A 26,996-nucleotide genomic window follows, 5' to 3' on the forward strand; every position below is an offset into this window, starting at 1 on the left:
ATGTCGGGCCGGGGCGAGACCCTGCCCGCGCCGCTGCCGTTCCGGAACTTCGTCGCCCAGGCACGCCTCGGCACGGCGGACGAAGAGCACGAGCGGTACTTCACCGGGCTGCTCGGCGACGTGGAGGAGGCCACCGCCCCGTTCGGGCTCATGGACGTTCGCGGAGACGGCACCGACGCGCAGCAGGCCCAGATGCCCGTCGACGCGGAACTGGCCGCCCGCGTCCGTGAGCTGGCGCGCTCGCTCGGCGTGAGCTCCGCCACCGTCTTCCACCTGGCCTGGGCCCGCGTGGTGGCCGCGGTCAGCGGCCGGGACGACGTGGTGTTCGGCACGGTGCTGTTCGGTCGGATGAACTCGGGTGCCGGTTCGGACCGGGTTTCCGGACTCTTCCTCAACACCCTGCCGATGCGGGTGCGCATCGGTGGGAGGAGCGTGGCGGGGGCCCTGGCCGTAGTACGCGACCAGTTGGCCGAGCTGCTGGTGCACGAGCACGCTCCGCTCGCTCTCGCGCAGCGGGCCAGCGCAGTACCGGCCGGCAGCCCGCTCTTCACCTCGGTCTTCAACTACCGCCACAGTCAGAAGGCTTCGCGCCCCGTCGGCGGCGAGGCTGCCGTGGACCTCGAAGGCGTCCGGCTCGAGTACATGTGGGACCGCTCGAACTACCCGCTCAACGTGTCCGTCGGTGACCTCGGCACCGGCTTCGAACTGACCGTCCACGCCGTGGAGCCGGCCGATCCGGTGCGGGTGGGCGCATTGCTGCAGACCTGCTTGGCGAATGTCGTGGCGGCCCTGGAGGAGGCGCCCGGGACGCCCTTCGCGTCGCTGGAGGTTCTGGACGGCGCGGAGCGGCGTCGCGTCGTGGAGGAGTGGAACGGCACGGAGGTGCCCGCCGTGGGGGCGGTGCTGGTGCCGGAGTTGTTCGCGGCTCAGGTGGCGCGGACTCCGGATGCGGTCGCGGTGATCGCGGACGGCGGCGTCTCGGTGTCGTACGCCGAGCTCGACGCACGGGTCAACCGGTTGGCGCACTACCTGCGCGCGCAGGGCGTCGGGCGGGAGTCGCTGGTCGGGCTGTGCCTGCCGCGGAGCATCGAGATGATCGTCGCGATCTTGGCCGTGTGGCGGGCGGGGGCGGCGTACGTACCGCTGGACGTGGAGCATCCGGCCGAGCGGCTGGCGTTCACGCTGACGGACAGCGGGGCTTCGGTGCTGATCGGGACGGGCGAGGTCCTGGACGAACTGCCGGCGGGCCGGATCCGGACGGTGGATCTCGATGACAGGCCGGTCAGGGCCGGCCTGGCGGGTCAGCCGACGTCCGCTCCCGAACTCCCCGTGGAGCGCGACGAGCTGGCGTACGTGATGTACACCTCCGGGTCGACGGGTGCGCCGAAGGGCGTTGCCGTGACGCAGGGCGGGCTGGCGAACTACGTCGCCTGGGCTGCCGGGGCGTACGGCATGGAGGAGGGCGGCGGGGGTGCCGCGCTGCATTCGTCGCTGGCCTTCGACTTGACGGTGACGAGTGTGCTGGTGCCCTTGGTGTCGGGGTCCGCGGTCGTGGTGAGCGTGCCGGGTGGCGCCGATGGGCTCGCTGAGGTGATCCGGGATTCGGCCGAGTTCGGCCTGGTGAAGGTGGTTCCGGGGCACCTTCCGGTGCTGGCGGAGCTGTTGACTCCGGTGGAGGCGGCGGGTGCGGCGCGGCGTCTGGTCGTGGGCGGTGAGGCGCCGACGGGCGCCGATGTCCGGACCTGGCTGGCGCGGGCGCCGGAGTCGGTGGTGGTGAACGAGTACGGGCCCACCGAGACGGTGGTGGGATGTTGTGTGTTCGAGGTGGCGGCGGGTGACGTGGTCGGTGAGGTGGTGCCGATCGGCCGGCCGATCGCGAACACGCGGCTGTACGTGCTCGATGACGGCCTGCGGCCGGTGCCGGTCGGGGTCGCGGGCGAGCTCTACATCGCGGGTGATCAGCTGGCGCGGGGCTATGCGGGCCGCGCCGGGCTGACGGCGGAGCGTTTCGTGGCCTGCCCGTTCGCGCCCGGTGAGCGGATGTACCGGTCCGGGGACCTGGCGCGATGGTCCGGAGACGGCCGGCTGGTGTTCCTGGGCCGGTCGGACGAGCAGGTGAAGGTGCGCGGGTTCCGGGTGGAGCCGGGTGAAGTGGGTGCGGTGGTCGCGGCCCACGCGGGAGTGGCACAGGCGGCGGTCGTCGCCCGGAAGGATGCGCCGGGGGATTCCCGCCTGGTCGCCTACGTCGTGCCGCTCCCGGGATCGCATGAGGGCACCGCCGAACTCGGAGATTCCATAAGAAAGTTCGCGGTTTCACGGCTGCCGGAGCACATGGTGCCCTCGGCGGTCGTGGTCCTGGACGCGCTGCCGGTCACGGCCAACGGCAAGCTCGAGCGCAGGGCCCTGCCGGCCCCGGACTACGCCGGGGCCGCCGGGGCGGGGCGCGGGCCGGTGAGCGTGCAGGAAGAGCTCCTGTGCCAGGCGTTCGCAGAGGTGCTGGGACTGCCGGCGGTCGGGGTCGACGACGACTTCTTCGCGCTCGGCGGCCAGTCGCTCCTGGCCACCCGGCTCGTCAGCCGCGTACGAACGCTGCTCGGCGTCCAGCCACGCATCCGCGTGCTGTTCGACAGCCCCACTCCGGCCGGTCTCGCGACCTGGATCACCCAACAGGCCGGCAACCAGAACAAGTCCAGGCCCGCAGTGCGGCCGATGCGTCAGCAGGAGGAGTCCCGATGATTCCGTTGTCGTTCGCTCAGCGTCGGCTGTGGTGCCTGGGCCAGTTGGAGGGCCCGAGCGCGACGTACAACATCGCCATGGCGCTGCGCCTGACCGGGCAGCTGGAACGTGACGTGCTGGAGGCGGCGCTGCGGGACGTCATCGGGCGGCACGAGGTGCTGCGCACGGTGTTCCCGGCGATCGACGGGGAGCCGTACCAGCGGATCCTGTCGGTCGAGGAGGCAGGCTTCGAGCTCACGACCGCGAGAACGGGGCCCGAGGAGCTCCCGGGCGTGCTGGCCGAGGCGTCGGCGTACACCTTCGACCTCTCGTCGGAGATTCCGCTGCGCGCCTGGCTCTACGCCCTGGGCCGGGACGAGTACGTGCTCGCGATGACCGTGCATCACATCGCGGGAGACGGCTGGTCGATGGGGCCGCTGGCCCGCGACGTGTCGGCCGCGTACGCGGCGCGGTCGGCGGGAGAGGCGCCGCGGTGGGAACCGCTGCCGGTGCAGTACGCCGACTATGCCCTGTGGCAACGGGAGCTGCTGGACGGAGGGGACGCCGGCGAGGGGGTCCTGGCCGAACAAGTCGCCTACTGGCGCGCGAGGTTGGCGGGCGCTCAGGAGGAGCTGGAGCTCCCGGTGGACCGGCCGCGTCCGGCCGTGGCGGCTCACGAGGGCCACCGCTTCGGGCTGGAGCTCTCGGCCGAGTCACACGCCCGGTTGCTCGACATGGCGCGTGAGCGGGGGGTGACCCTGTTCATGGTGCTGCAGTCGTCCCTGGCGGTCCTGCTGAGCCGGTTGGGTGCCGGTGACGACTTTCCCATCGGTGCGGCGGTCGCCGGCCGGACGGACGAGGCCTTCGACGACCTGGTGGGGTCCTTCGTCAACACTCTGGTGATGCGCACCGATCTGTCCGGCGACCCGACGGTCGGAGAGCTCCTCGAGCGGGTGCGCGAGGCCGGGCTGGACGCACTGGACCACCAGGACGTGCCGTTCGAGCGTCTGGTGGAGGAGCTTGCGCCGGCGCGCTCGCTGTCGCGGCACCCCTTGTTCCAGGTGATGCTCACCGTTCAGAACACGGCCTCCGCGGAGGTCGGACTGCCCGGCCTGCGGGTCGAACCGGTGCCCACGGGTGGGACGACGGCCAAGTTCGACCTGGAGGTGTCGGTAGGCGAGTCGTTCGACGCGGATGGTGCGCCGGCCGGAGTGAGCGGCCGGTTCGTGGCCGCGAAGGACCTGTTCGACGCGAGGACCGCCGAGCGGCTCGCGGGTTGGCTGCTGAGGGTCGTCGAGGCGCTGCCGACGGCTCTGGACACCCGGCTGTCGGCGGTGGAGCTGCTCGATGAGTCCGAGCTTCGGCAGTTGGTGGCCGGAGGGACCGGGGCGGTGCGCCCGGTACCGGACGCGACGGTGCCCGGGCTGTTCGGGGAACGGGCTGCGCGGACGCCGGACGCGGTGGCGTTGGTCTCCGGTGAAGTGACGCTCTCCTACGCCGAGTTGGACGCGCGGGCAAACCGTGTGGCACGTCGGCTGCGGGCCCGGGGTGTGGGGCCGGAGTCGGTCGTGGCGGTCTGCATGGAACGGCGCGCCGACCTCGTGGTGGCACTGCTGGGTGTGCTCAAGGCGGGAGGCGCGTATCTGCCGGTGGATGTGGACCATCCGGCGGAGCGGGTGGCGTTCATGTTCGCGGATGCCGCCCCGACATGCGTCGTGACGTCCTCGGCGTGGGCATCCGTCGTGCCGGAGAAGGCGAGCGGGATACCGGTCGTGCTGATCGACGACCCTGCGCTGGAAGCGGAGTCGGACGGTCTGATGACCGCGCCGGTACCGGACGCGGTCATTGCCCCCGGGAATGCCGCGTACGTGATGTACACGTCGGGTTCGACGGGTGTGCCGAAGGGTGTGGTGGCGACTCATCGGGATGTGGTGGAGCTGGCGCTGGCCTCGCACTGGGGCCTGTCGAGTGGCGCGCGGGTCCTGTTCCACGCGCCGCACACGTTCGATGCGTCGTCGTATGAGGTGTGGGTGGCGTTGTTGTCGGGTGCGACCGTGGTGGTGGCCCCGGTGGGCGTCGCGGTGGACGGTGGTGTGCTGCGGTCGTGGGTCGCCGGGTACGGTCTGACCCACGTGCACGTGACGGCCGGCCTGTTCCGGGTGTTGGCGGAGCGGGATCCGGGGTGTTTCGTCGGGGTGCGTGACGTGTTGACCGGTGGTGATGTGGTGCCGGTGGATGCGGTGCGGCGGGTGGTGGAGGCGTGTGCGGGTGTGGTGGTCCGTCATCTGTACGGGCCGACGGAGGTCACGCTGTGTGCCACGCAGCACGAGGTGCGCGGTCCGGAGGTGTTGGGGGATGCGCTGCCGATCGGTGGTGCGCTGGACAACACGCGGGCCTATGTCCTGGACGAGCGGCTGCGGCCGGTGCCGGTGGGGGTTGCGGGTGAGTTGTATGTGGCTGGTGCGGGTGTGGGCGGGGGTATCTGGGGCGTGGTGGTCTGACGGCGGAGCGGTTTGTCGCGGATCCGTTCGTGGGTGGTGGCGGGCGGATGTACCGGACGGGTGACCGGGTGCGCTGGTCGGGTGGTGGCCTGTTGGTGTTCGTGGGTCGGTCGGACGAGCAGGTGAAGATCCGTGGGTTCCGGGTGGAGCCGGGTGAGGTGGAGGCGGTGCTGGCCGGGCTGCCGTCGGTGGCTCAGGTGTCGGTGGTGGCGCGTGAGGACGTGCCGGGTGACAAGCGGCTTGTGGCTTATGTGGTGCCTGTTGGGGACGGTGCCGGTGGTGATGGTCTCGCTGTTTCCGTGAGGGAGGCGGCGTCGGAGCGGCTGCCGGGGTACATGGTGCCCTCGGCGGTGGTGGTCCTGGACGTGCTGCCGTTGACGGGCAACGGGAAGCTGGACCGCAGGGCCCTGCCCGCGCCCGCGTACACGACGGTCCCGGGCCGGGCCCCGGCGAACGCGCGTGAGGAGATCCTGTGCCAGGTCTTCACGCAGGTGCTCGGTCTGGAGAGCGTCGGCGTGGACGACGACTTCTTCGCTCTCGGCGGGCACTCGCTCCTCGCGGTTTCGCTGGTGGAACGCCTGCGTGGCGAAGGCCTGTCGGTGTCGGTGCGCGCTCTGTTCCAGACGCCCACGCCCGCTGGCCTGGCGATGGCCGCCGGTGCGGGGGACGTCGTGGTCCCGCCGAACCTGATCCCCGAAGGCGCGGTCCGCATCACGCCGGACATGCTGCCGCTCGCGGGTTTGGACGAGGCAGGGATCGAGCGGCTCCTCGCGCAGGTGGAGGGAGGTCCGTCCAACATCGCGGACGTGTATCCGCTCGCCCCTCTCCAGGAAGGAATCTTCTTCCACCACCTGATGAATCATCAGGGTGGAGCGGATGTCTACGCGATGCCCATGGTCCTCGGCTTCGATTCGCGCCGACGACTGGACCTCTTCCTGGCCGCACTCCAGCAGGTGGTGGACCGGCACGACATCTACCGCACGGCCATCGTGTGGGAAGGTCTGCGTGAACCCGTCCAGGTCGTGCAGCGCAGCGCCGCCCTCCCGGTCGACGAGGTCACACTCGACCGGGACGCCCCCGATCCGGCCGCACAGCTGCTCACCGTCGGTGAGCCTTCGATGGACCTGCGCCGTGCCCCGCTCATGGACGTGCACACCGCAGCCGATCCGAGCGCCTCCGGCCGCTGGCTCGCCCTCCTGCGCATCCACCACCTCGTGCAGGACCACACCACGCAGGACGTGCTGCTGAGCGAGCTGCGCACCCTCCTCTCCGGTGCGGGCGACACCCTGCCCGAACCGCTGCCGTTCCGGAACTTCGTGGCGCAGGCCCGGCTCGGCGTACGCAGGGAGGAGCACGAGAGGTACTTCGCCGGACTGCTCGGCGACGTGACGCAGACCACGGCGCCGTACGGAATCCTCGATGTGCACGGTGACGGCAGCGACCTGCGGCGGGCGCGACTGGAGGTCGGCGAGGACGTCACCAGCCGGGTCAGGGAGGTGGCACGGGCGCAGGGCGTCAGCGCCGCCACCGTCTTCCACCTGGCCTGGGCGCGGGTACTGGCGGCGGTCAGTGGCCGGGACGACGTCGTGTTCGGCACGGTGCTGTTCGGGCGGATGAGCGCCGGCGCGGGCTCCGACCGGGTGCCCGGGCTCTTCATCAACACGCTGCCGGTGCGGGTCCGGATCGGCTCCACCGGTGTCGGCGAGGCGCTGGGCGGGCTGCGGCAGCAGCTGGCCGAGTTGCTCGTGCACGAGCACGCGCCCCTCGCCGTGGCCCAGCAGGCGAGCGGAGTCCCGGGCGACAGCCCCTTGTTCACCTCGCTCTTCAACTACCGGCACAGTCCGGTCGGCACACCGACACAGGACCAGGGCCTCGACGGCGTCACGCCGCTGACCCCGGCCGACCGCATCGACGACCGCACCAACTACCCCGTGACGGTTGCGGTCGATGACCACGGGCACCGGTTCCGGCTGACCGTCGACGCGGTGGCGCCGGCCAACCCGGAGCTGCTCTGCGCAATGCTGCACGAGGCCGCCGCCAACCTCACGGCCGCCTTGCGCGACGCGTCCGAGTCCCGGCTCGGCGCGGTGGAAGTGCTGGACGAGACCGTGCGTCGTCAGGCCCTGGAGCAGTGGAACGAGGCGGCGGCCGAGGCGCCGCCGGCGACGCTGCCGGAACTGTTCGAGGCGCAGGTGCTGCGTACCCCTGATGCGGTGGCCGTGGCCTGCGGCGGGACCGAGGTGTCGTACGCGGAGCTGGATGCGCGGGCGAACCGGCTGGCACGCTATTTGACCGGCCGGGGTGTGGGCCCGGAGTCGACGGTCGCCGTCGTCATGGAGCGCTCGGTCGATCTCGTGGTGGCGATGCTGGCCGTGGTGAAGGCCGGGGGCGTGTACGTGCCGTTGGATCCGGCTTATCCGTCGGAGCGGATCGGGTTCACGCTGGCGGATGCGGGTGTGGAGTGGCTGTTGTCGTCGGTGGGTCTGCGTGGGGACCTGGCCAGTTTCGGCGTGCCGGTGGTGGCGGTGGACGATCCGGTGGTGGAGCGTGAGCTGGCCGGGCTGGACGCTTCGGTGTGGGCCGCGGGTGAGCGGGGGGTGCTGCTGCCGGGGCATCCCGCGTACGTCATCTACACGTCGGGGTCGACGGGCCGGCCCAAGGGTGTCGTGGTGACGCACGCCAATGTGACGGCACTGTTCGCTCAGACGCGGGAGCTGTTCGCGTTCGGGCCGCAGGACGTGTGGAGCTGGTTCCACTCGTTCGCCTTCGACTTCTCCGTGTGGGAGCTGTGGGGCGCTCTGCTGCACGGCGGTCGTGTGGCGGTGGTGTCGTACGAGGTGTCCCGGTCGCCCGAGGACTTCCTCGCGCTGCTGGAGCGCGAGCGGGTGACGATGCTGAGTCAGACCCCGTCGGCGTTCCATCAGCTGATGACCGCGGAGGAGCAGAGGCCGCAGGCGCTGGCCGCGGTACGTGCGGTGGTGTTCGCCGGGGAGGCGCTGGAACCCGCCCAGTTGGCGCCTTGGTGGCAGCGGCACGGCGATTCCGGGCCGCGCGTGGTCAACATGTACGGGATCACCGAGACCACCGTGCACGTCACCTACCACGAGGTCGACGCGCGCGAGGCTGCGGCAGGCAGCGTGATCGGGCAGGGCATCCCGGGACTGAGCGTGTACGTGCTGGACGAGTGGCTGCGTCCTGCGCCCGTCGGTGTCGCGGGTGAGGTGTACGTGGCCGGCGGCCAGCTGGCCCGCGGCTATCTGGGCCGTCCGGATCTCAGCGCACAGCGATTCGTGGCCTGCCCGTTCGGCACCGCTGGTGAGCGGATGTACCGGACGGGGGACCGGGCACGGTGGGACGCCGAGGGACGGCTGGTGTTCGCCGGGCGTACCGATGACCAGGTGAAGATCCGCGGGTTCCGCATCGAGCCGGGCGAGGTGCGGGAAGTGCTGGCCGGCCATCCCGGGGTGGCGCAGGCGGTGGTGATCGCGCGCGAGGACATCCCGGGTGACAAGCGGCTGGTCGCCTACCTGGTGCCTGCCGACGGGCAGGTTGAGCGGAGCGAACTCAGCGCTGAAATGCGGGAGTTCGCGCACCTGCGACTGCCGCGGTACATGGCGCCGTCGGCGGTCGTGGTCCTCGACGCGCTGCCGCTGACGGTCAACGGAAAGCTGGACCTCAAGGCATTGCCCGCTCCGGACCACACGGTCACGGCCGACGCGGGCAGGGGACCGGCCAACGCGCGGGAAGAGCTCCTGTGCCAGGCGTTCGCCGAGGTCCTCGGCCTGCCCTCCGTCGGCGTGGAGGAGGACTTCTTCGGCCTCGGCGGCCACTCGCTGCTGGCCATCTCGCTGGTGGAGTACCTCCGGACCCGTGGCGTCTCGGTCTCGGTGCGCACGCTCTTCCAGGCGGCCACCCCGGCCGGACTGGCCGCGGCGGCTGGCCCCCTTGCGGTCCACGTACCGGAGAACGCCATACCGGAGGGTGCGACGGAGATCACCCCGGACATGCTGCCGCTGATCGACCTGAACGAGGCCGAGGTCGAGCGGATCGTCGCGGCCGTGCCGGGCGGTCCGGCCAACGTCGCGGACATCTACCCCCTCGCCCCGCTCCAAGAAGGTCTGTTCTTCCACCACTTGATGGCTGCGGAGGACCGGGGCGAGGGCGGTGGCGACGTGTACGCCTCGCCCGTCGTCCTCGGTTTCGACGCCCGCTCCGACCTGGACGCGTTCCTGGACGGACTGCGGCAGGTCGTCGACCGGCACGACATCTACCGCACGGCCATCGTGTGGGAAGGCCTGCGCCAGCCGGTCCAGGTGGTCGCCCGGCACGTCGATCTTCCGGAGCAGCGGATCGAGTTCGACCCGAAGGGTCCGGACCTCCTGGACCAGCTCCTCGCCGAGGGCGACCGGCGCATGGACCTGGGCCGTGCTCCCCTGATGCGTGTCCTGACCGCTCCCGAGCCGGGTACCGGGCGCTGGCTCGTCCTGCTCGTCCTGCACCACATGGTGCAGGACCACACCACCAAGGACGTGCTGCTGGAGGAGCTGCGCGCGATCCTGTCCGGGCGCGTCGACTCGCTGCCGGAGCCGCTGCCGTTCCGCAACTTCGTGGCCCAGGCCAGGCTCGGCACGGCGCGCGAGGAGCACGAACGGTACTTCGCCGGTCTGCTGGGCGACGTGACGGAGACGACGGCGCCGTACGGACTCCTGGACGTGCACGGCGACGGCGCCGACTCGGTGCGTACGCAACTTCCCCTCGACGACGAACTGGCGCTCCGTGTCCGGAACGTGGGGCGGCGGCTCGGGGTGAGCGCGGCGACCCTCTTCCACCTGGCGTGGGCCCGGGTGCTGGCCGCGGTGAGCGGCCGCGACGACGTCGTGTTCGGCACGATCCTGTTCGGCCGCATGGACGCGGGAGCCGGCTCCGAGCGGGTGCCCGGACTGTTCCTCAATACGCTTCCGGTACGCGTGCGCGTCGATTCGGCGGGCGTGGGCGAGGCGCTGACCGGCCTGCGGGACCAGCTCGCCGAGCTGCTCGTGCACGAGCACGCCCCGCTGACCCTGGCCCAGAAGGCGAGCGGCGTGCCCGGCGGGAGCCCGCTGTTCACCTCTCTCTTCAACTACCGGCACATCCAGAGCGCCCCCGAGGACGATGCCGGGCGGATCCAGGGCCTCACGACGCTCTACGCCCGGGAGCGCACCAACTATCCCGTCGACGTGGCCGTCGACGATCTGGGGACCGGGTTCCGGCTGAGCATCGAGACGGTCGCCCCGGTCGACTCGGCGCGGGTGTGCGCTCTGCTCCACACGTGCGTCGCCAGCATGATGACCGCGCTCGAGGACGCCCCCGAGACGGCGCTGAACGAGCTCGAGATCCTGGACGAGGCCGAGAGGGGCCTCTTGGAGCAGTGGAACGACACCGGTGCGATGGCGGCCGGTGCGGGGGTGGCGGTTCCGGAGTCGTTCGCGGAGCAGGTGGCGCGGACCCCCGACGCGGTCGCCGTCGTCGCCGGTGCGCACGAGGTGTCGTTCGCGGAGCTGGACGCGCGGGCGAACCGGATGGCGCACCATCTGAGGGCACAGGGCGTGGGTGCGGAGTCCGTGGTGGGTCTGTGCCTGCCGCGGGGCGTGGACATGGTCGCGGCGATGCTGGGCGTGTGGCGGGCGGGCGCGGCCTACCTGCCGTTGGACGCGGAGTATCCGCCCGAGCGGCTGGCGTTCATGGTGGCCGATGCCGAGGTCGACGTGCTGGTGGTGCTGGGCAGCCTGCCGGAGGGGCTGAGCGCGCCGACCGTGGTGGCGCTGGACGCGCCCGAGGTGATGGCGGCGCTGGCGGAAGCCCCCGTGGAGGCACCTGAGACCGTCCTGGCGGACGCCCGGCTGGCGTACGTGATCTACACCTCGGGTTCGACGGGTGTGCCGAAGGGCGTGGCGGTCTCGCACGCGGCGATGGCGAACATGGCGAGGGCACTGGGTCCCGTCCTCGGGGCCGGGCCCGGAGTGCGGGTGCTGCAGTTCGCTTCGTTCAGCTTCGACGCATCGGTGCTGGACGTGGCCGCGACGCTGGCGGCCGGGGGCACGTTGGTGGTGGCCACGCCGGCCGAGCGGGCTGATCGGGCGCTGCTGGCGGAGCTCGTGCAGGAGTCGGGCGTGTCGGCGGCCAGCGTGGTGCCGTCACTGCTGTCCGTGCTGGACCCGGACGACCTGGCGGGCGTCGAGCGGCTGCTGGTGGGAGCCGAGCCGATCTCCGCCGAGCAGGCGGCGCTGTGGGGCGCGGGGCGGACGCTGGTGAACACGTACGGCCCGACCGAGTCGACGGTGATGGTGACGGCGGGCCGGGTGGACGGCACGGGGTCGCCGGTGCCGATGGGCGCGCCGGTGGCGGGGACGAGCGTGTACGTCCTGGACGGTGCGCTGCGACCGGTTCCCACGGGTGTGGCGGGTGAACTGTTCATCGCGGGTGCCCAGCTGGCGCGGGGCTACCAGGGACGTGCGGGGCTGACCGCGGAGCGGTTCGTGGCGTGCCCGTACGGCGGCGCGGGTGCGCGGATGTACCGGACCGGCGACCGGGCGCGGTGGACCGCTGACGGCCAGCTGCTCTTCGTGGGGCGGGCGGACGAGCAGGTGAAGATCCGCGGCTTCCGCGTGGAACCCGGGGAGGTCCAGGCCGTGGTGGCCCGGCATCCCGAGGTCGCCCGGGCCGCCGTGGTCGTGCGGGAGGACGTACCGGGTGAGGCGGGGCTGGTGGCCTACGTGGTGCGGAACCCGGGCGAGCGGATCGGCTCCGGCGAACTGCCGCAGACCGTGAGGGAGTTCGCGGGCGCGCGGCTGCCCCACTACATGGTGCCTTCGGCCGTCGTGGTCCTGGACGCGCTGCCGTTGACGGCGAACGGGAAGCTGGACCGCGCGGCGCTGCCCGCTCCCGCGTACACGGCCGGTCTGGGCAGGGGCCCGGAAACCGTGCAGGAAGAGATCGTCTGCGCCGCGTTCGCGCAGGTCCTCGGCCTGGAGAGCGTCGGCGTGGAGGACGACTTCTTCGCGCTGGGCGGCCACTCGCTCCTGGCGGTCGCGCTGGTGGAGCTCCTGCGGAGCCGGGGCGTGTCCGTCTCCGTGCGCGCGCTGTTCCGGACCTCGACGCCGGCCGGTCTCGCGGCGACGTCGGGAGTGGAGCGCGTCGAGGTCCCGCCCAATCCGATTCCCGAGGGCGCGACGGAGATCACGCCGGAGATGCTGCCGCTGGTGGACCTCGACGAGGACGAGGTCGCGCGGGTGGTGGCCACGGTGGAGGGCGGTGCGGCCAGCATCGCGGACATCTACCCGCTCGCCCCGCTGCAGGAAGGACTCTTCTTCCACCACCTCATGGCCGACCGGAGCAGCGACGTCGAGGACGTATACGCGGTTCCCGTCAGGCTCGGGTTCGACTCCCGGAAGCGACTGGACGCGTTCCTGGACGCGCTGCAGCAGGTCGTCGACCGTCACGACATCTACCGCACGTCCATCGTGTGGGAGGGGCTGCGCGAGCCGGTTCAGGTGGTCGCGCGCCGCGTGACCCTGCCCGTGCGGGAAGTCGTCGTCGATCCGCGGGGCGGGGACCCGGTGGAGCAGCTCATGGCCGTCGGCGGGTCCTGGATGGATCTGGGCAGTGCTCCGCTGATGCGGGTGTACGTCGCCGCTGATCCGGGTGGCGAGCGGTGGCTGGCGGTGCTCCGCATCCATCACCTCATGCAGGACCACACGACGCTGGACGTGCTGCTCGGGGAGCTGCGCGCGATCCTCTCGGGCCGGGCCGACTCCCTGCCCGTGCCGCTGCCCTTCCGCGACTTCGTGGCCCACGCGAGGCTCGGGGCCCGGCCCGGGGAACACGAGCGGTACTTCGCCGGCCTGCTCGGCGACGTGGCGGAGACGACGGCGCCGTACGGCCTCCTGGACGTGCACGGCGACGGGCGGGGCGTCGACCACGCGCGTCTCGCGGTGGACGACGAACTCGCCACCCGCGTCAGGGCCCTGGCGCGTTCCCGGGGAGTGAGCGCGGCGACCGTCTTCCACGTGGCCTGGGCGCGGGTGCTCGCGGCCGTCAGCAGCCGGGACGACGTGGTGTTCGGCACCGTGCTGTTCGGGCGGATGAACGCCGGTGCCGGTTCCGACCGCGTGCCGGGTCTGTTCATCAACACGCTGCCCGTGCGCGTGCGCGTCGGGGAGGCCGGTGCGCAGGAGGCGCTGACAGGGGTCCGGAACCAACTCGCCGAACTCCTGGTCCACGAACACGCGTCGCTCGCCCTGGCCCAGAACGCCAGCGGTGTACCGGGTGGCAGCCCCCTGTTCACCTCGATCTACAACTACCGGCACAGCGGCGCCGGCGGCGGTGAACCCGGCACGGGACTCGACGGCGTCACCACGCTGACCTCGCGCGACGGCGCCGGCGATCTGACCAACTACCCGGTCAGCGTCGCCGTCGACGACGACGGAACCGGGTTCGGCCTCGTCGTCGACACGGTGGCTCCGGCCGAAGCGGGCCGGGTGTGCGCGCTGCTGCACACGTGCCTGCGGAACCTGGTGGCCGCGCTGGAGACTGCCCCGGAGAGCCCGCTCGGGGAGGTTCCGGTGGTGGACGTGGCCGAGCACCGCCAGGTCCTGTCCGAGTGGAACGACACCGGTGTTCCGTTCGCCGCGGGGGTGACGGTGCCGGGGCTGGTCGCGGAGCGGGCGGCGGCGGATCCGGCCGCGGCCGCGGTGGTCGCGGACGGCGTGACCCTCACGTACGGAGAGCTGGACGCGCGGGCGAACCGGCTGGCGCACCACCTGCTGGCGCACCACCTGCTGGCGCAGGGCGTGGGTGCGGAGTCCGTGGTGGGTCTGTGCCTGCCGCGCGGCCTGGACATGGTCGCCGCCATGCTCGGTGTGTGGCGCGCCGGGGCCGCGTACGTGCCGCTGGACGCGGAGTATCCGGTGGAACGACTGGCGTTCATGCTCGCCGACAGCGGCGCGCGTGTCGTCGTGGGCGTGAGCGAGCTGACCCGCGGACTCGCCGAATCGGGGGTCAGCACCGTCGACCTGGACGAGCTGTCCGTGGCAGCGGCCCTGGGTTCGGCGCCGGCGTCCGCGCCCGACCTTCCCCCGGGAACGGACGGGTTGGCGTACGTGATCTACACATCGGGTTCGACGGGCGTGCCGAAGGGCGTGGCGGTCGCGCACAACGCGTTGGCGAACATGGCGCGGGCGTTGGGTCCGGTCCTCGGGGCTGCGCCCGGGGTACGGGTGTTGCAGTTCGCGTCGTTCAGTTTCGATGCGTCGGTGCTGGACGTGGCGGTGACGCTGGCGGCGGGCGGCACGCTGGTGGTGGCGTCGGCCGGGCAGCGCGCGGACCGGGAGCTGCTGGCGCGGCTGGTGCGCGAGGAGGGCGTGTCGGCGGCGAGTGTGGTGCCGTCCTTGCTGGCGGTCCTGGATCCGGCGGACCTCGCCGGGGTGTCCACCCTGCTGGTCGGCGCGGAACCGATCTCCGCCGAGCAGGCGGCGCTGTGGAGCCGGGGACGGCGTCTGGTGAACACCTACGGTCCCACCGAGTCGACGGTGATGGTGACCACAGGCGCGGTGGACGGTACGGAGCCGGCGGTGCCCATGGGCGCACCGGTGGCCAATACGAAGGTGTTCGTTCTGGACGGCCGGCTGGAGCCCGTGCCGGTCGGGGTCGCGGGTGAGCTCTACATAGCCGGCGAACAGTTGGCACGCGGGTACGCGGCCCGTTCGGCGCCGACGGCGGAGCGGTTCGTGGCCTGCCCCTACGGCGGCGCGGGTGAGCGGATGTACCGGACCGGTGATCTGGCGCGCTGGACGGCGGACGGCCGGCTGGTGTTCGCCGGTCGGGCGGACGAGCAGGTGAAGATCCGCGGATTCCGAGTGGAACCGGCGGAGGTGGCCGCGGCCCTCACGGCGTGCGCCGGCGTGGCGCAGGCCGTGGTGGTGGCCGGGCAGGACGCGACCGGGGACAAGCGGCTCGTCGCCTACGTCGTCGCCGGCCCGAACAGCGCCTCCACAGCGGAACTCGCGGACGCCGTGACGGCTTTCGCCGGAGACCTGCTGCCGAAGTACATGGTTCCCGCAGCGGTCGTCGTCCTGGACGAGCTACCGCTGACGGTCAACGGCAAGCTCGACCGGGCCGCACTGCCCGAACCGCGGTTCGCGACGGGGACGGGCCGGGCGCCGGCCAACCTGCGGGAGGAACTCCTGTGCGCCGCGTTCGCGCAGGTCCTCGGACTGGACGGCGTCGGCGTGGAGGACGACTTCTTCGCGCTGGGCGGTCATTCGCTGCTGGCGATGCGCCTGGTGAGCCGGGTGCGCACGGTCCTAGGCGTGGAGCTGCCCCTGCGCGTGGTCTTCGAAGCGTCGACGCCGGCCGCGCTGGCGCTACGCCTCGGCCTGGCGGGCGAGGGACGCGTCGGCATCACGGCGACCACGCGCCCGGAGCGCATCCCGCTGTCGTTCGCCCAGCAACGGATCTGGTTCCTGAGCCAGTTGGACGCCGCGAACCCGGTGTACAACACGGCGGTGGCGGTGCGCCTGACCGGGGAGCTGGACCGCGGTGCGCTCGCTGCCGCGCTGCGGGACGTGTTGGGGCGGCACGAGGTGCTGCGGACGGTGTTCCCGACGTTCGGCGGCCAGCCGTACCAGCGGGTCCTGTCGCTGGAGGAAGCCGCGTTCGAGGTCGAAACGGCACGGATCGCGCCGCAGGAGCTGGGCGAGCGGGTGGCCGCGGCGGCACGCCGCCCGTTCGACCTCGGTCCCGGGATTCCCGTGCGGGGACTCCTGTTCGAGACGGGGCCGGCCGAGCACGTGCTGGTCCTGGTCGTGCACCACATCGCATGGGACGGCTCTTCGGCGGACCCGTTCGCCCGGGACCTGTCGGTGGCGTACTCCGCCCGGTCCCGCGGCGGGGAACCCGAGTGGACGGTCCTCCCGGCGCAGTACGCGGACTACACGCTGTGGCAGCGGGAGCTGCTCGGCGACGGGGAGGACCCGGAAAGTCTGCTGTCGCGTCAGATCGACCACTGGCGCCACGCGCTGGCGGGCGCCCCCGAGGAGCTGGAGCTGCCGTTCGACCGGCCGCGGCCGGCGGTGGCCTCCCACCAGGGGCGGCAGGCCGCCCTGGACGTTCCGGCCGACGTGCACGAACGGCTGGTCCGGCTGGCGCGCGAGCGGGGCGTGACCCTGTTCATGCTGATGCAGGCCGCCCTGGCGGTGACGCTCAGCCGGGTCGGTGCGGGTACCGACATCCCCATCGGCTCGGTGGTCGCCGGGCGCACCGACGAGTCGGTGGACGGGCTGGTCGGATTCTTCGTCAACACCCTGGTGATGCGGACGGACCTGTCGGGGGACCCGACGCTCGGGGACCTGCTGGACCGGGTGCGCGAGGCGGGTCTGGACGCACTGGACCACCAGGACGTTCCGTTCGAGCGGCTGGTGGAGGAGCTGGCACCCCAGCGCGTGCTCTCACGGCATCCGCTGTTCCAGGTGATGCTCTCGGTTCAGAACACGGCCTCGGGGGTGGTGGATCTGCCGGGGCTGCGGGCGGAGCCGGTGCCCACGGGTGTGTCGTCGGCGAAGTTCGATGTGGAGGTCTCGGTCTCCGAGACGTTCGGTCCTGCGGGTGAGCCGGCCGGGGTGAGCGGTCAGCTGGTCCTCGCGGCGGACCTGTTCGACGCGGAGTCGGCGGAGCGACTGGCCGGGTGGCTGCTGCGTGTGGTGGAGGCGCTGGCCGGAGCTCCGGGCACGCGGCTGTCGGCGGTGGAGCTGCTGGGCGAGGGGGAGAAGCGGGAGCTGGTCGAGCGGGGGCGTGGTCCGGGGGACCGGGTGCTGGACGCCACGGTGCCGGAGGTGTTCGCGGCACGGGTGGCGGCGGACCCGGATGCCGTCGCGGTGGTCGAGGAGGGCGTGAGCCTTTCGTACGGCGAACTGGACCAACGGGCGAACCGGCTGGCGCGTCGTCTGCGAGCCCGAGGTGTGGGCGCCGAGTCCGTCGTCGCGCTGCTGATGGAGCGCGGCGCCGATCTGCTGGTGGCCATGCTGGGCGTGCTGAAGGCGGGTGGCGCGTACCTGCCGGTGGATGTGGACCATCCCGCGGAGCGCATCGCGTTCGTGCTGGCCGACGCGGCGCCGGTGTGCGCGGTGACGACGCCGGAGCACGCGGCCGTGGTGCCGGGACTGCCGGTCGTCGTGCTGGACGGCCCCGCTGCGACGGCGGAGCCGGAGGAGCTCGACGGATCCGCCGTCACCCCGGCAGCGGAGCCGGGGAATGCCGCGTACGTGATGTACACGTCGGGTTCGACGGGTGTGCCGAAGGGGGTGGTGGCGACTCATCGGGATGTGGTGGAGCTGGCGCTGGCCTCGCACTGGGGCCTGTCGAGTGGCGCGCGGGTCCTGTTCCACGCGCCGCACACGTTCGACGCCTCGTCGTACGAGGTGTGGGTGGCGTTGTTGTCGGGTGCGACCGTGGTGGTGGCCCCGGTGGGTGTGGGTGTGGGTGTGGATGGTGGTGTGCTGCGGTCGTGGATCGTGGGGTTCGGGTTGACGCATGTGCATGTGACGGCGGGGTTGTTCCGGGTGTTGGCGGAGCGGGATCCGGGGTGTTTCGTCGGGGTGCGTGAGGTGTTGACCGGTGGTGATGTGGTGCCGGTGGAGTCGGTGCGGCGGGTGGTGGATGCGTGTGCGGGTGTCGTGGTCCGTCATTTGTACGGTCCGACCGAGGTCACGCTGTGTGCCACGCAGCACGCGGTGGCCGCGGCGGGCGAGCTGGACGGAGCGCTGCCGATCGGGCGGCCCCTGGACGGGTCCCGGGTCTATGTGCTCGATGCCTCCCTTGCTCCGGTGCCGGTGGGGGTTGCGGGTGAGTTGTATCTGGCTGGTGCGGGTGTGGCGCGGGGGTATCTGGGGCGTGGTGGTCTGACGGCGGAGCGGTTCGTTGCTGATCCGTTCGTGGGTGGTGGCGGGCGGATGTACCGGACGGGTGACCGGGTGCGCTGGTCGGGTGAGGGCCGGTTGGTGTTCGTGGGTCGGTCGGACGAGCAGGTGAAGATCCGTGGGTTCCGGGTGGAGCCGGGTGAGGTGGAGGCGGTGCTGGCCGGGCTGCCGTCGGTGGCTCAGGTGTCGGTGGTGGCGCGTGAGGACGTGCCGGGGGACAAGCGGCTTGTGGCTTATGTGGTGGGTGCCGGGGACGGTGTGGGTGGTGATGGTCTGGCTGTTTCCGTGAGGGAGGCGGCGTCGGAGCGGCTTCCGGGGTACATGGTGCCGTCGGCGGTGGTGGTCCTCGACGAGTTGCCGTTGACGGGCAACGGGAAGCTGGACCGCAGGGCCCTGCCCGCACCCGAGTACACGACGGGCCCGGGCCGGGCGCCGGCCACGGTGCAGGAGGAGATCCTGTGCGCCGCGTTCGCCGAAGTGCTCGGCATCGCGGCGGTCGGCGTGGACGACGACTTCTTCGCCCTCGGCGGCCACTCCCTGCTGGCGGTCTCACTGGTCGAGCACCTGCGTACCCGCGGTGTCCCGGTATCGGTCAAGGCGCTGTTCCAGACGCCCACGCCGGCGGGGCTCGCCGCGGAGTCGGCTCCGGCGGAGGTGGTGGTGCCGTCGAACCTGATCCCCGAGGGCGCCACCCGCATCACCCCGGAGATGCTCCCGCTGGTCGACACGGACGAGGCCGAAGTCGCACGGATCGTCGCTGCGGTACCGGGCGGCGCGGCCGGCATCGCCGATGTCTACCCGCTGGCTCCGCTCCAGGAAGGCATCTTCTTCCACCACCAGTTGGCCGCGGACAGCGGCACGGACGAAGACGTCTACCTGACGCCCATGACGCTCGCATTCGACTCGCGTGACCGTCTGGACGCCTTCCTGGCCGCGTTCCAGCAGGTGGTGGACCGGCACGACATCTACCGCACGGCCATCGTGTCGGAGGGGCTGCGCGAGCCGGTCCAGGTGGTGCTGCGGCACGCCGAGTTGCCGGTGGAAGAGGTCACGCTCGATGCGGGAGGAACCGATCCGGTGGACCAGCTCTCGGCCGTCGCCGGGTCGTGGATGGACCTCGGCCGCGCCCCGCTGATCGATGTGCACACGGCCGCCGACCCGGGCGGCGACGGCCGCTGGCTGGCCGTCGTACGCATCCACCACCTGGTGCAGGACCACACGTCGATGGAGGTGGCGCTCGAAGAACTCGCGGCGTTCCTGTCGGGCCGGGGCGAGACACTGCCCGAGCCGCTGCCGTTCCGCACCTTCGTGGCGCAGGCCCGGCTCGGCGTGCCCCGCGAGGAGCACGAACGCTACTTCGCCGCACTGCTCGGGGACGTGACCGAGCCGACCATGCCGTACGGGCTGGAGGGCGTGCACGGCGACGGCACCGACACCCACAACGCACAGCGCTCAGTGTCGGACGAACTGGCCGCAAAGGTACGCGAGTTCGGTCGCCGGGCCGGTGTGAGTCCGGCTGCCGTCTTCCATCTGGCGTGGGCGCGGACGCTCGCCGCGATCAGCGGGCGGGACGACGTCGTGTTCGGCACGGTCCTGTTCGGCCGGATGAACTCGGGTCAGGGCGCGGACAGGGTCTCCGGCCTGTTCCTCAACACCTTGCCGATGCGCGTGCGCCTCGCAGGAGTGGGCGTCGCAGAGGCGCTGACGCAGGTGCGTGATCAGTTGGCGGAGCTGCTGGTGCACGAGCACGCGTCTCTGGCTCTGGCCCAACAGATGAGCGGCGTGCAGAACAGCGGCCCGTTGTTCACCTCGGCCTTGAACTACCGGCACGACCGGCTCGCGGCGCGAGGGGTCAGCGCCGGCATCGAGGGCGTCACCAGGCTTCGCTCGCGGGACAACACCAACTACGCGATGAGCGCGGCGGTCGACGACCGCGGGACGGGGTTCGTGCTGAGCGTCCGCGTGGCCGGAGCGGACCCCGGTCGTGTGTGCGACCTGCTGCACACCTCGCTGGAGGGCCTGATGGCGGCTCTGGAGGAGGCACCGCAGACCCGGCTCGCGGCGGTGGACGTACTGGGCGCGGCCGAGCGGCGCCGACTGCTGGAGGAACGGAACGAAACGGCGGTCGAGGTGCCGCACCTGTCCGCGGCGGGGCTGTTCGAGGCACAGGTGGCACGGACCCCGGACGCGCCGGCCGTGGTGGGCGACGGAGTGGAGGTCTCATACGCGGAGCTGGACGCGCGGGCGAACCGGTTCGCGCATTATCTGCTCGCGCAGGGTGTGGGGGCGGAGGCATTGGTGGGGCTGTGCCTTCCGCGCGGTGTGGATCTGATCGCTTCGATCCTCGGTGTGTGGAAGGCGGGGGCGGCCTATCTGCCGCTGGACTCCGAGTACCCGGCCGAGCGGCTCGCGTACATGATCGCCGACAGCGGCGCGAGCCTGGTCGTCGGTGTGAACGGTACGGCGCGGGAGCTGGCCGGGCCGGGTGTCCGAGCTGTGGCCCTCGACGATCCCGAGGTCGCGGACGCGCTGGCGGCGGTACCGGCATCGGCACCCGGAGTCGACGTGACCGGCGACCGGCTGGCGTACGTCATCTTCACGTCCGGATCGACGGGCCGCCCGAAGGGCGTGGCGGTCTCGCACGCCGGACTGGCGAATCTGGTGACGGCGCAGCGAGAGCGGTTCGCGGTGGACGGCGCCGCCCGGATGCTGCAGTTCGCGTCCGTGAGCTTCGACGCGGCGGTGTCCGAAGTGCTGGTGGCACTGGGCTCGGGCGCGTGCCTCGTGGTGGCTCCGGCCGAGGAGCTGCTGCCGGGCGCCGGGCTGGCCGAGGTCGTGGCGCGGCACCGGGTGACGCACGTCACTCTGCCGCCGGCGGTGCTGGCCGTGCTGGGCGCGCAGGACCTGGCGCCGGTGTCGACACTGGTGTCGGCGGGAGAGGCGCTCGGCGCGGAGCTGGTGGAGCGGTGGGCTGCGGGGCGGCGGTTCGTGAACGCGTACGGGCCGACGGAGACGACGGTGTGCGCGACGATGTCGCAGCCGCTGGCACCGGGCCGGCAGGCGGACATCGGCGGGCCGATCGCGAACACGCGGGTGTTCGTGCTGGACGACCGGCTGGAGCCGGTGCCGGTGGGCGTGCCGGGCGAGCTGTACGTGGCGGGCGCGGGCCTGGCCCGCGGCTATCTGGGACGCGCGGGGCTGACCTCGGAACGTTTCGTGCCGTGCCCGTACAGCGCTCGGGGCGAGCGGATGTACCGCACCGGAGACCGGGTGAAGTGGACCGCGGACGGCCTCCTCGCCTTCGCGGGGCGTGCGGACGAGCAGGTGAAGATCCGCGGCTTCCGCATCGAGCCGGGTGAGGTGCGCGCCGTCGTGGCCGCGCATCCGCAGGTCGCCCAGGCCGCGGTCGTCACCAGGGAGGACACCCCGGGCGACAAGCGGCTCGTCGCGTACGTGGTGCCGCAGGGCCCCGCGGGCAGCGAGCTCATCGAGTCCCTGAGGGAATTCGCCGCGTCCCGGCTGCCGGAACACATGGTGCCCTCGGCGGTCGTCACCCTCGACGCACTGCCGCTGACCGTCAACGGCAAGCTCGACCGGGCCGCACTGCCCGTACCCGAACACACCGCGACCGCAGGTGCCGGGCGAGCCCCGGCCACGGCGCAGGAGGAGCTGCTCTGCGGCGCCTTCGTACAGGTCCTGGGCCTGGACCGGGTGGGAGTCGATGACGACTTCTTCGCCCTCGGCGGTCACTCGCTCCTGGCGATGCGCCTGTCGAACCGGGTGCGCGCCGTGCTGGGTGTCGAGGTGACGCTCGTGACACTGTTCGAGGCACCGACCCCCGCCAAGCTCGCTCTGCAGCTGGCGGAGGCCGGCACGGGGCGCACCGCGCCGGCGCCCATGGAGCGCCCGGAGCGGGTGCCCCTGTCCTTCGCGCAGCAACGTCTCTGGTTCCTGGGACAGCTGGAGGGGGCTGGTGCGGGCGACGCCATTCCGATGGCGCTGCGGTTGACCGGCGAGTTGGACCGGCAGGCCCTCGAGGTCGCCCTGCGGGACGTGATCGGCCGTCACGAGGCGCTGCGCACGGTGTTCGCGACGGTGGACGGCGAGCCGTACCAGCGCATTCTGACGGTCGAGGAGACCGGCTTCGCGCTGCCGGTCGTCGAGATCGCGCCGCAGGAGCTGGACACCGCGGTGCGCGAAGCGGTCGGACACGAGTTCGACCTGGCCGAGGACATCCCGCTGCGTGCCCGGCTGTTCGTGGAGGGTCCCACGGACCACGTCCTGGTGGTCCTGGTACACCACATCGCCGGCGACGGATGGTCCACCGGGCCCCTTGCCCGGGACCTGTCCTGCGCGTACGAGGCGCGACGCACCGGCCGGACACCGGACTGGGCCCCCCTGCCCGTGCAGTACGCGGACTACGCGCTCTGGCAGCGCGAGCTGCTCGGCGACGAGCAGGACCCGGACAGTCTCCTTTCCGCTCAGCTCGACTACTGGCGGCGGGTACTGGACGGCATCCCGGAGGAGTTGGAACTGCCCGCGGACCGTCCCCGCCCGGCCCGGGCCTCGCACCGCGGGTACGAGGTGCCGTTGGAGATCCCGGCCGGTGTGCACGGGCGTCTGGTGGCGCTGGCGCGCGAGCGGGGCGTGACATTGTTCATGGTGCTGCAGGCGGCCCTGGCGGTGACCTTGAGCCGCCTGGGCGCGGGGACGGACATTCCGATCGGCACGGCGAACGCGGGGCGTACCGACGAAGCCCTGGACGACCTCGTCGGCTTCTTCGTCAACACGCTCGTACTGCGCACCGACCTGTCCGGCGACCCCACGCTCGACGAACTGCTCGAAAGGGTCAGGGAGGCCGGGCTCGGAGCGTTCGCCCACCAGGACGTGCCGTTCGAACGCTTGGTGGAGGAGCTGGCTCCGGCCCGGTCCATGGCCAGGCACCCGCTGTTCCAGACCATGCTGACCGTGCAGAACACGGGATCCGCTGTGCTGGAGCTGTCCGGCCTGCAGGCCAGCCGGCTGCCGTCGGGACCCGCCTCGGGGAAGTTCGACCTGGACCTGAGCCTGGGCGAGGCGTTCGACACCCGGGGAGCACCGGCGGGGATGAAGGGCGTGCTGATCGCGGCGGCCGACCTCTTCGACGAGGTGACGGCGCGGCGCATCGGGGACGGCCTGGTACGCGTCGTCGCCACGCTGGCCGATGACTCCGGGACCCGCGTCAGGGACGTGAAGGTCACCGAACCGGGCGAGTACCGGCGCCTGGTCGAGGAGTGGAACCGGACCGAGCGGGACGTGGCACCGGCCACGGTGGATCAGCTGTTCGCCGTCCAGGTGGCCGGGAATCCCGATGCGGTCGCTCTCGTCCACGGAGCCGGCGAGCTGACCTACGCGGAGCTGGACGCACGGGCGAACCGCCTGGCCCGGATGCTCGCGACCAGGGGGGCGGGCCCCGAGACGATCGTGGCCGTCCTCGCGGACCGCTCGGTCGACCTGGTGGTGGTCATGCTGGTGGTGTGGAAGGCGGGTGCCGCGTACCTGCCGATCGACCCGGCGCAGCCCGCGGAGCGGATCGCGTACATGCTGGCCGACACGGAGCCGATGTGCGTCCTGACCACAACGGCGGGCGAGCGGCTCCTCCCCTCGGAGCTCACGCCGCCGGTCCTGGTGATCGACGGGCGTCAACTCGTCGCGGAGGCGGCCGGCACCAGCCCGGAGGCCGTCACGGACGAGGACCGCACCGGAAGGCTGCTCCCGGCGCACGCGGCGTACGTCATCTACACCTCCGGCTCGACCGGGCGTCCCAAGGGCGTGGTCGTCTCCCACTCGGGAGCCGCGAGCCTGCGGCTGACACAGGTCGAGCGGTTCGCGTTCGACGGCGACAGCCGGGTGTTGCAGTTCGCGTCGGTGGGCTTCGACGGCGCCGTCTTCGAGGTCCTGATGGCCCTGTTCAACGGCGGCCGTCTCGTGCTCGGCTCCGCCCAGGAGCTCCTGCCCGGACCGGGCCTCACGGAACTCGTGGCGCGGCACGGTGTGACGCATCTGATCGCACCGCCCGCGGCACTGGGCGAGATGGACCCGGAAGGCCTGCCGTCGGTGACGACCCTGGCCGCAGTGGGTGAGGACCTCGGCGCGGACGTGGTGACCCGGTGGGCGCGCGGACGGCGCTTCATCAACGGGTACGGTCCGACCGAGACGACCGTGGCCGCCGCCATCTCGGCACCCCTCGAACCGGGGGAGGCACCGAACATCGGCACGGCCGTCGTCAACGCCCGGGTGTACGTGCTGGACGGGTCGCTCGGCCCGGTGCCCGTGGGCGTGGCAGGGGAGCTGTACGTCGCGGGCGCCGGGCTGGCGCGAGGTTACGCGGGACGCGCAGGCCTGACCGCGGAGCGGTTCGTGGCCTGCCCGTTCGGCGCCCCCGGCGAGCGGATGTACCGCACCGGGGACCGGGCCCGCTGGACCGCGGACGGGCAGCTGGTCTTCGCGGGCCGTGCGGACGATCAGGTGAAGATCCGCGGCTTCCGGGTCGAGCCCGGTGAGGTCCAGGCGGTCGTCGTGAGCCACCCCGAGGTGGTGCGTGCCGTGGTCGTCGCCCGCGAGGACCGGCCCGGGGACAAGCGCCTCGTCGCGTACGTCGTGGCCGAACAAGGAAGTGGCGACGACACCGGGCTGCCCGGGACCGTACGCAGGTACGTCGCGGAGCGGCTGCCCCAGTTCATGGTGCCCTCGGCGGTGGTGGTCCTCGACGCGCTGCCGGTCACGGTCAACGGGAAGCTCGATCTGAAGGCCTTGCCCGCCGTGGACCACACCCTGGTGGGGAACACGGGGCGGGCGCCGGCCAACGCACTGGAAGAGATGGTCTGCGACGCCTTCGCGCAGATCCTCGGGTTGCCCTGGGTAGGGGCGGAGGACGACTTCTTCGCACTGGGCGGCCATTCCCTTCTCGTGACGAGGCTGGCCAACCGCGTGCGCACGGTCTCAGGGACCGAGGTGCCCATCCGGGTGCTGTTCGAAGCACCCACGCCGGCCGCGGTCGCGGTGTGGCTGGCACAACAAGCTGGAAACCGGAAACAGGCTAGGCCCGCACTGCGGCCGATGCGTAACAAGGAGGGGTCCTGATGATTCCGTTGTCTTTCGCGCAGCGCCGGATGTGGTTTCTCGCTCAGCTCGAGGGGCCGAGTGCGACGTACAACCTGCCACTGGCCTTACGACTGACCGGGAAGCTCGACTCCGACGCACTGACGTCCGCCCTCTGGGACGTGATCGGGCGACACGAGATCCTGCGCACCGTATTCCCCTCGGTCGACGGACAGCCGCACCAGGTCGTCCTCCCCGTTGACGAGACCGCGTTCGACCTGACAACGGCCGAGGTCTCCCCTCACGAACTGACAGGGTCGTTGTCGCAGACGGCGGCGGAGCCCTTCGACCTGGCCGGATCCGTACCGGTACGGGCCCGGCTCTTCACGACCGGCCCGGACGAGCACGTCCTCCTGATGGTGATCCACCACATCGCGTGGGACGGCGAGTCGATGAAGCCGTTCATGCGGGATCTGTCGAAGGCCTACCGGGCGCGTCTCGCGGGCCGGGCCCCCGACTGGGCCCCACTGCCCGTGCAGTACGCGGACTACGCGCTGTGGCAGCGGGAGGTGCTCGGCGACGAAGACGACCCCCTGAGCCTGCTGTCCGAGCAGGTGACGTACTGGCGCACGGCATTGGCCGGAGCCCCCGAGGAACTGGAACTGCCCTTCGACCGGCCGCGTCCGGCCGTGGACTCCGTCACCGCCGACTCCGTCGCCCAGCCGGCCGACGTGCACGGTCGCGAGAAGGAGAATCAGCAAGAGATCTGGGAAGTCCGGATATCCTCACTGTTACCCGGATTATCCCCACGTTCGCAGGGGCTTGACGCGGAGCATGTGGCACGTCTGGCTGAACTTGACGGGCCGCTTCCGCCGATCCTCGTCGACCGGCGCACCATGCGGGTGATCGACGGAATGCACCGGCTCATGGCGGCTTTCGGGAGGGGCCAGGAGGCGATCGGCGTCAAGTTCTTCGACGGTAGCGCCGAAGAGGCCTTCCTGTATGCCGTTGAGGCGAACGTGACGCACGGTCTGCCCTTGTCGCAGGCCGATCGGCGGGCCGCTGCCGCGAAGATCATCAAGTCCCACCCGCACATGTCCGACCGGGCGATAGCGCGGGCCTCGGGCCTCGGCGCGAAGACGGTGGCGGCAGTTCGCCGACAGCTGGGCGACGTAGTGCAATTGCGTATGCGAATCGGCAGGGACGGCAAGGTGCGCCCGGTCAGCGGCGACGACGGCCGCAGACGGGCAGCCGAACTGATCGCCGAGCGCCCGGAGGCCTCGCTGCGCGAGGTGGCGAGGTTGGCAGGGATATCCCCGGCGACCGTCAGCGACGTCCGCAGGCGGCTCCGGGCCGGCGAGGTTCCTGTGATCGAGGGTGAGCCGGGAGAGCCGGGCAAGGCGACCACCACACCCTTACGGGTGGCGAGGGTGAAGAGCGAACGCAAGGTCGAGCTGCTCGACGCGGATCCCAGCTCCGTGCTGGACAAGCTGCTGCGGGACCCTTCGCTGCGGCACAAGGAAGAGGGCAGGAACCTGCTGCGGCTGCTGCAGCAGAACGCGGTCGGCATGCGGCAGAGGTCCGAGCTCACCGCTGCCGTTCCACCGCACTGCGGCGCCCTGGTGGTGAACCTCGCCCGGCAATACGCCGAGACGTGGCTGGAGTTCGCCCAGAAGCTCGACGAGCAGATGCAGTCGACCCACCGCTCTGCGGCAGGTGAGTGACGGGACGCTCGCGCCGGCATCCCGGT

The 26,996-nt window shown here is 71.8% G+C and carries 4 protein-coding genes; all 4 read left to right on the plus strand.

Annotation, left to right across the window (positions count from 1 at the left end):
• Genes OG332_RS43170 through OG332_RS43185 form a run of 4 tightly spaced genes read left to right on the plus strand, consistent with a single transcriptional unit; the run spans position 1 to position 26,970 of the window.
• Positions 1 to 2,736, plus strand: a complete 2,736-nt coding sequence (locus OG332_RS43170) for a non-ribosomal peptide synthetase (RefSeq protein ID WP_327418562.1) — start codon at positions 1 to 3, stop codon at positions 2,734 to 2,736.
• Positions 2,733 to 5,216 carry a non-ribosomal peptide synthetase gene (locus tag OG332_RS43175; protein WP_327418563.1) on the plus strand — a complete coding sequence of 828 codons (2,484 nt, stop codon included), beginning with the start codon at positions 2,733 to 2,735 and terminating at the stop codon, positions 5,214 to 5,216. The genes OG332_RS43170 and OG332_RS43175 overlap by 4 nt, the downstream gene beginning before the upstream one ends.
• Positions 5,213 to 25,288, plus strand: coding sequence for a non-ribosomal peptide synthase/polyketide synthase (locus tag OG332_RS43180; RefSeq protein ID WP_327419547.1), 20,076 nt, complete (start codon positions 5,213 to 5,215; stop codon positions 25,286 to 25,288). Before OG332_RS43175 ends, OG332_RS43180 begins: the two co-directional genes overlap by 4 nt.
• Positions 25,288 to 26,970: a condensation domain-containing protein gene (locus OG332_RS43185; protein ID WP_327418564.1), complete on the plus strand. Its 1,683-nt coding sequence runs from the start codon at positions 25,288 to 25,290 to the stop codon at positions 26,968 to 26,970. Before OG332_RS43180 ends, OG332_RS43185 begins: the two co-directional genes overlap by 1 nt.
• Positions 26,971 to 26,996 lie beyond the last annotated feature (26 nt).

It is taken from the genome of Streptomyces sp. NBC_01233, assembly GCF_035989305.1.
Taxonomy (GTDB): domain Bacteria; phylum Actinomycetota; class Actinomycetes; order Streptomycetales; family Streptomycetaceae; genus Streptomyces.

Excerpts from the sequence above, each read along its gene's own strand:
- OG332_RS43170 (WP_327418562.1), top strand. The coding sequence starts at position 1 with ATGTCGGGCCGGGGCGAGACCCTGCCCGCGCCGCTGCCGTTCCGGAAC.
- OG332_RS43175 (WP_327418563.1), top strand. The coding sequence starts at position 2,733 with ATGATTCCGTTGTCGTTCGCTCAGCGTCGGCTGTGGTGCCTGGGCCAG.
- OG332_RS43185 (WP_327418564.1), top strand. The coding sequence starts at position 25,288 with ATGATTCCGTTGTCTTTCGCGCAGCGCCGGATGTGGTTTCTCGCTCAG.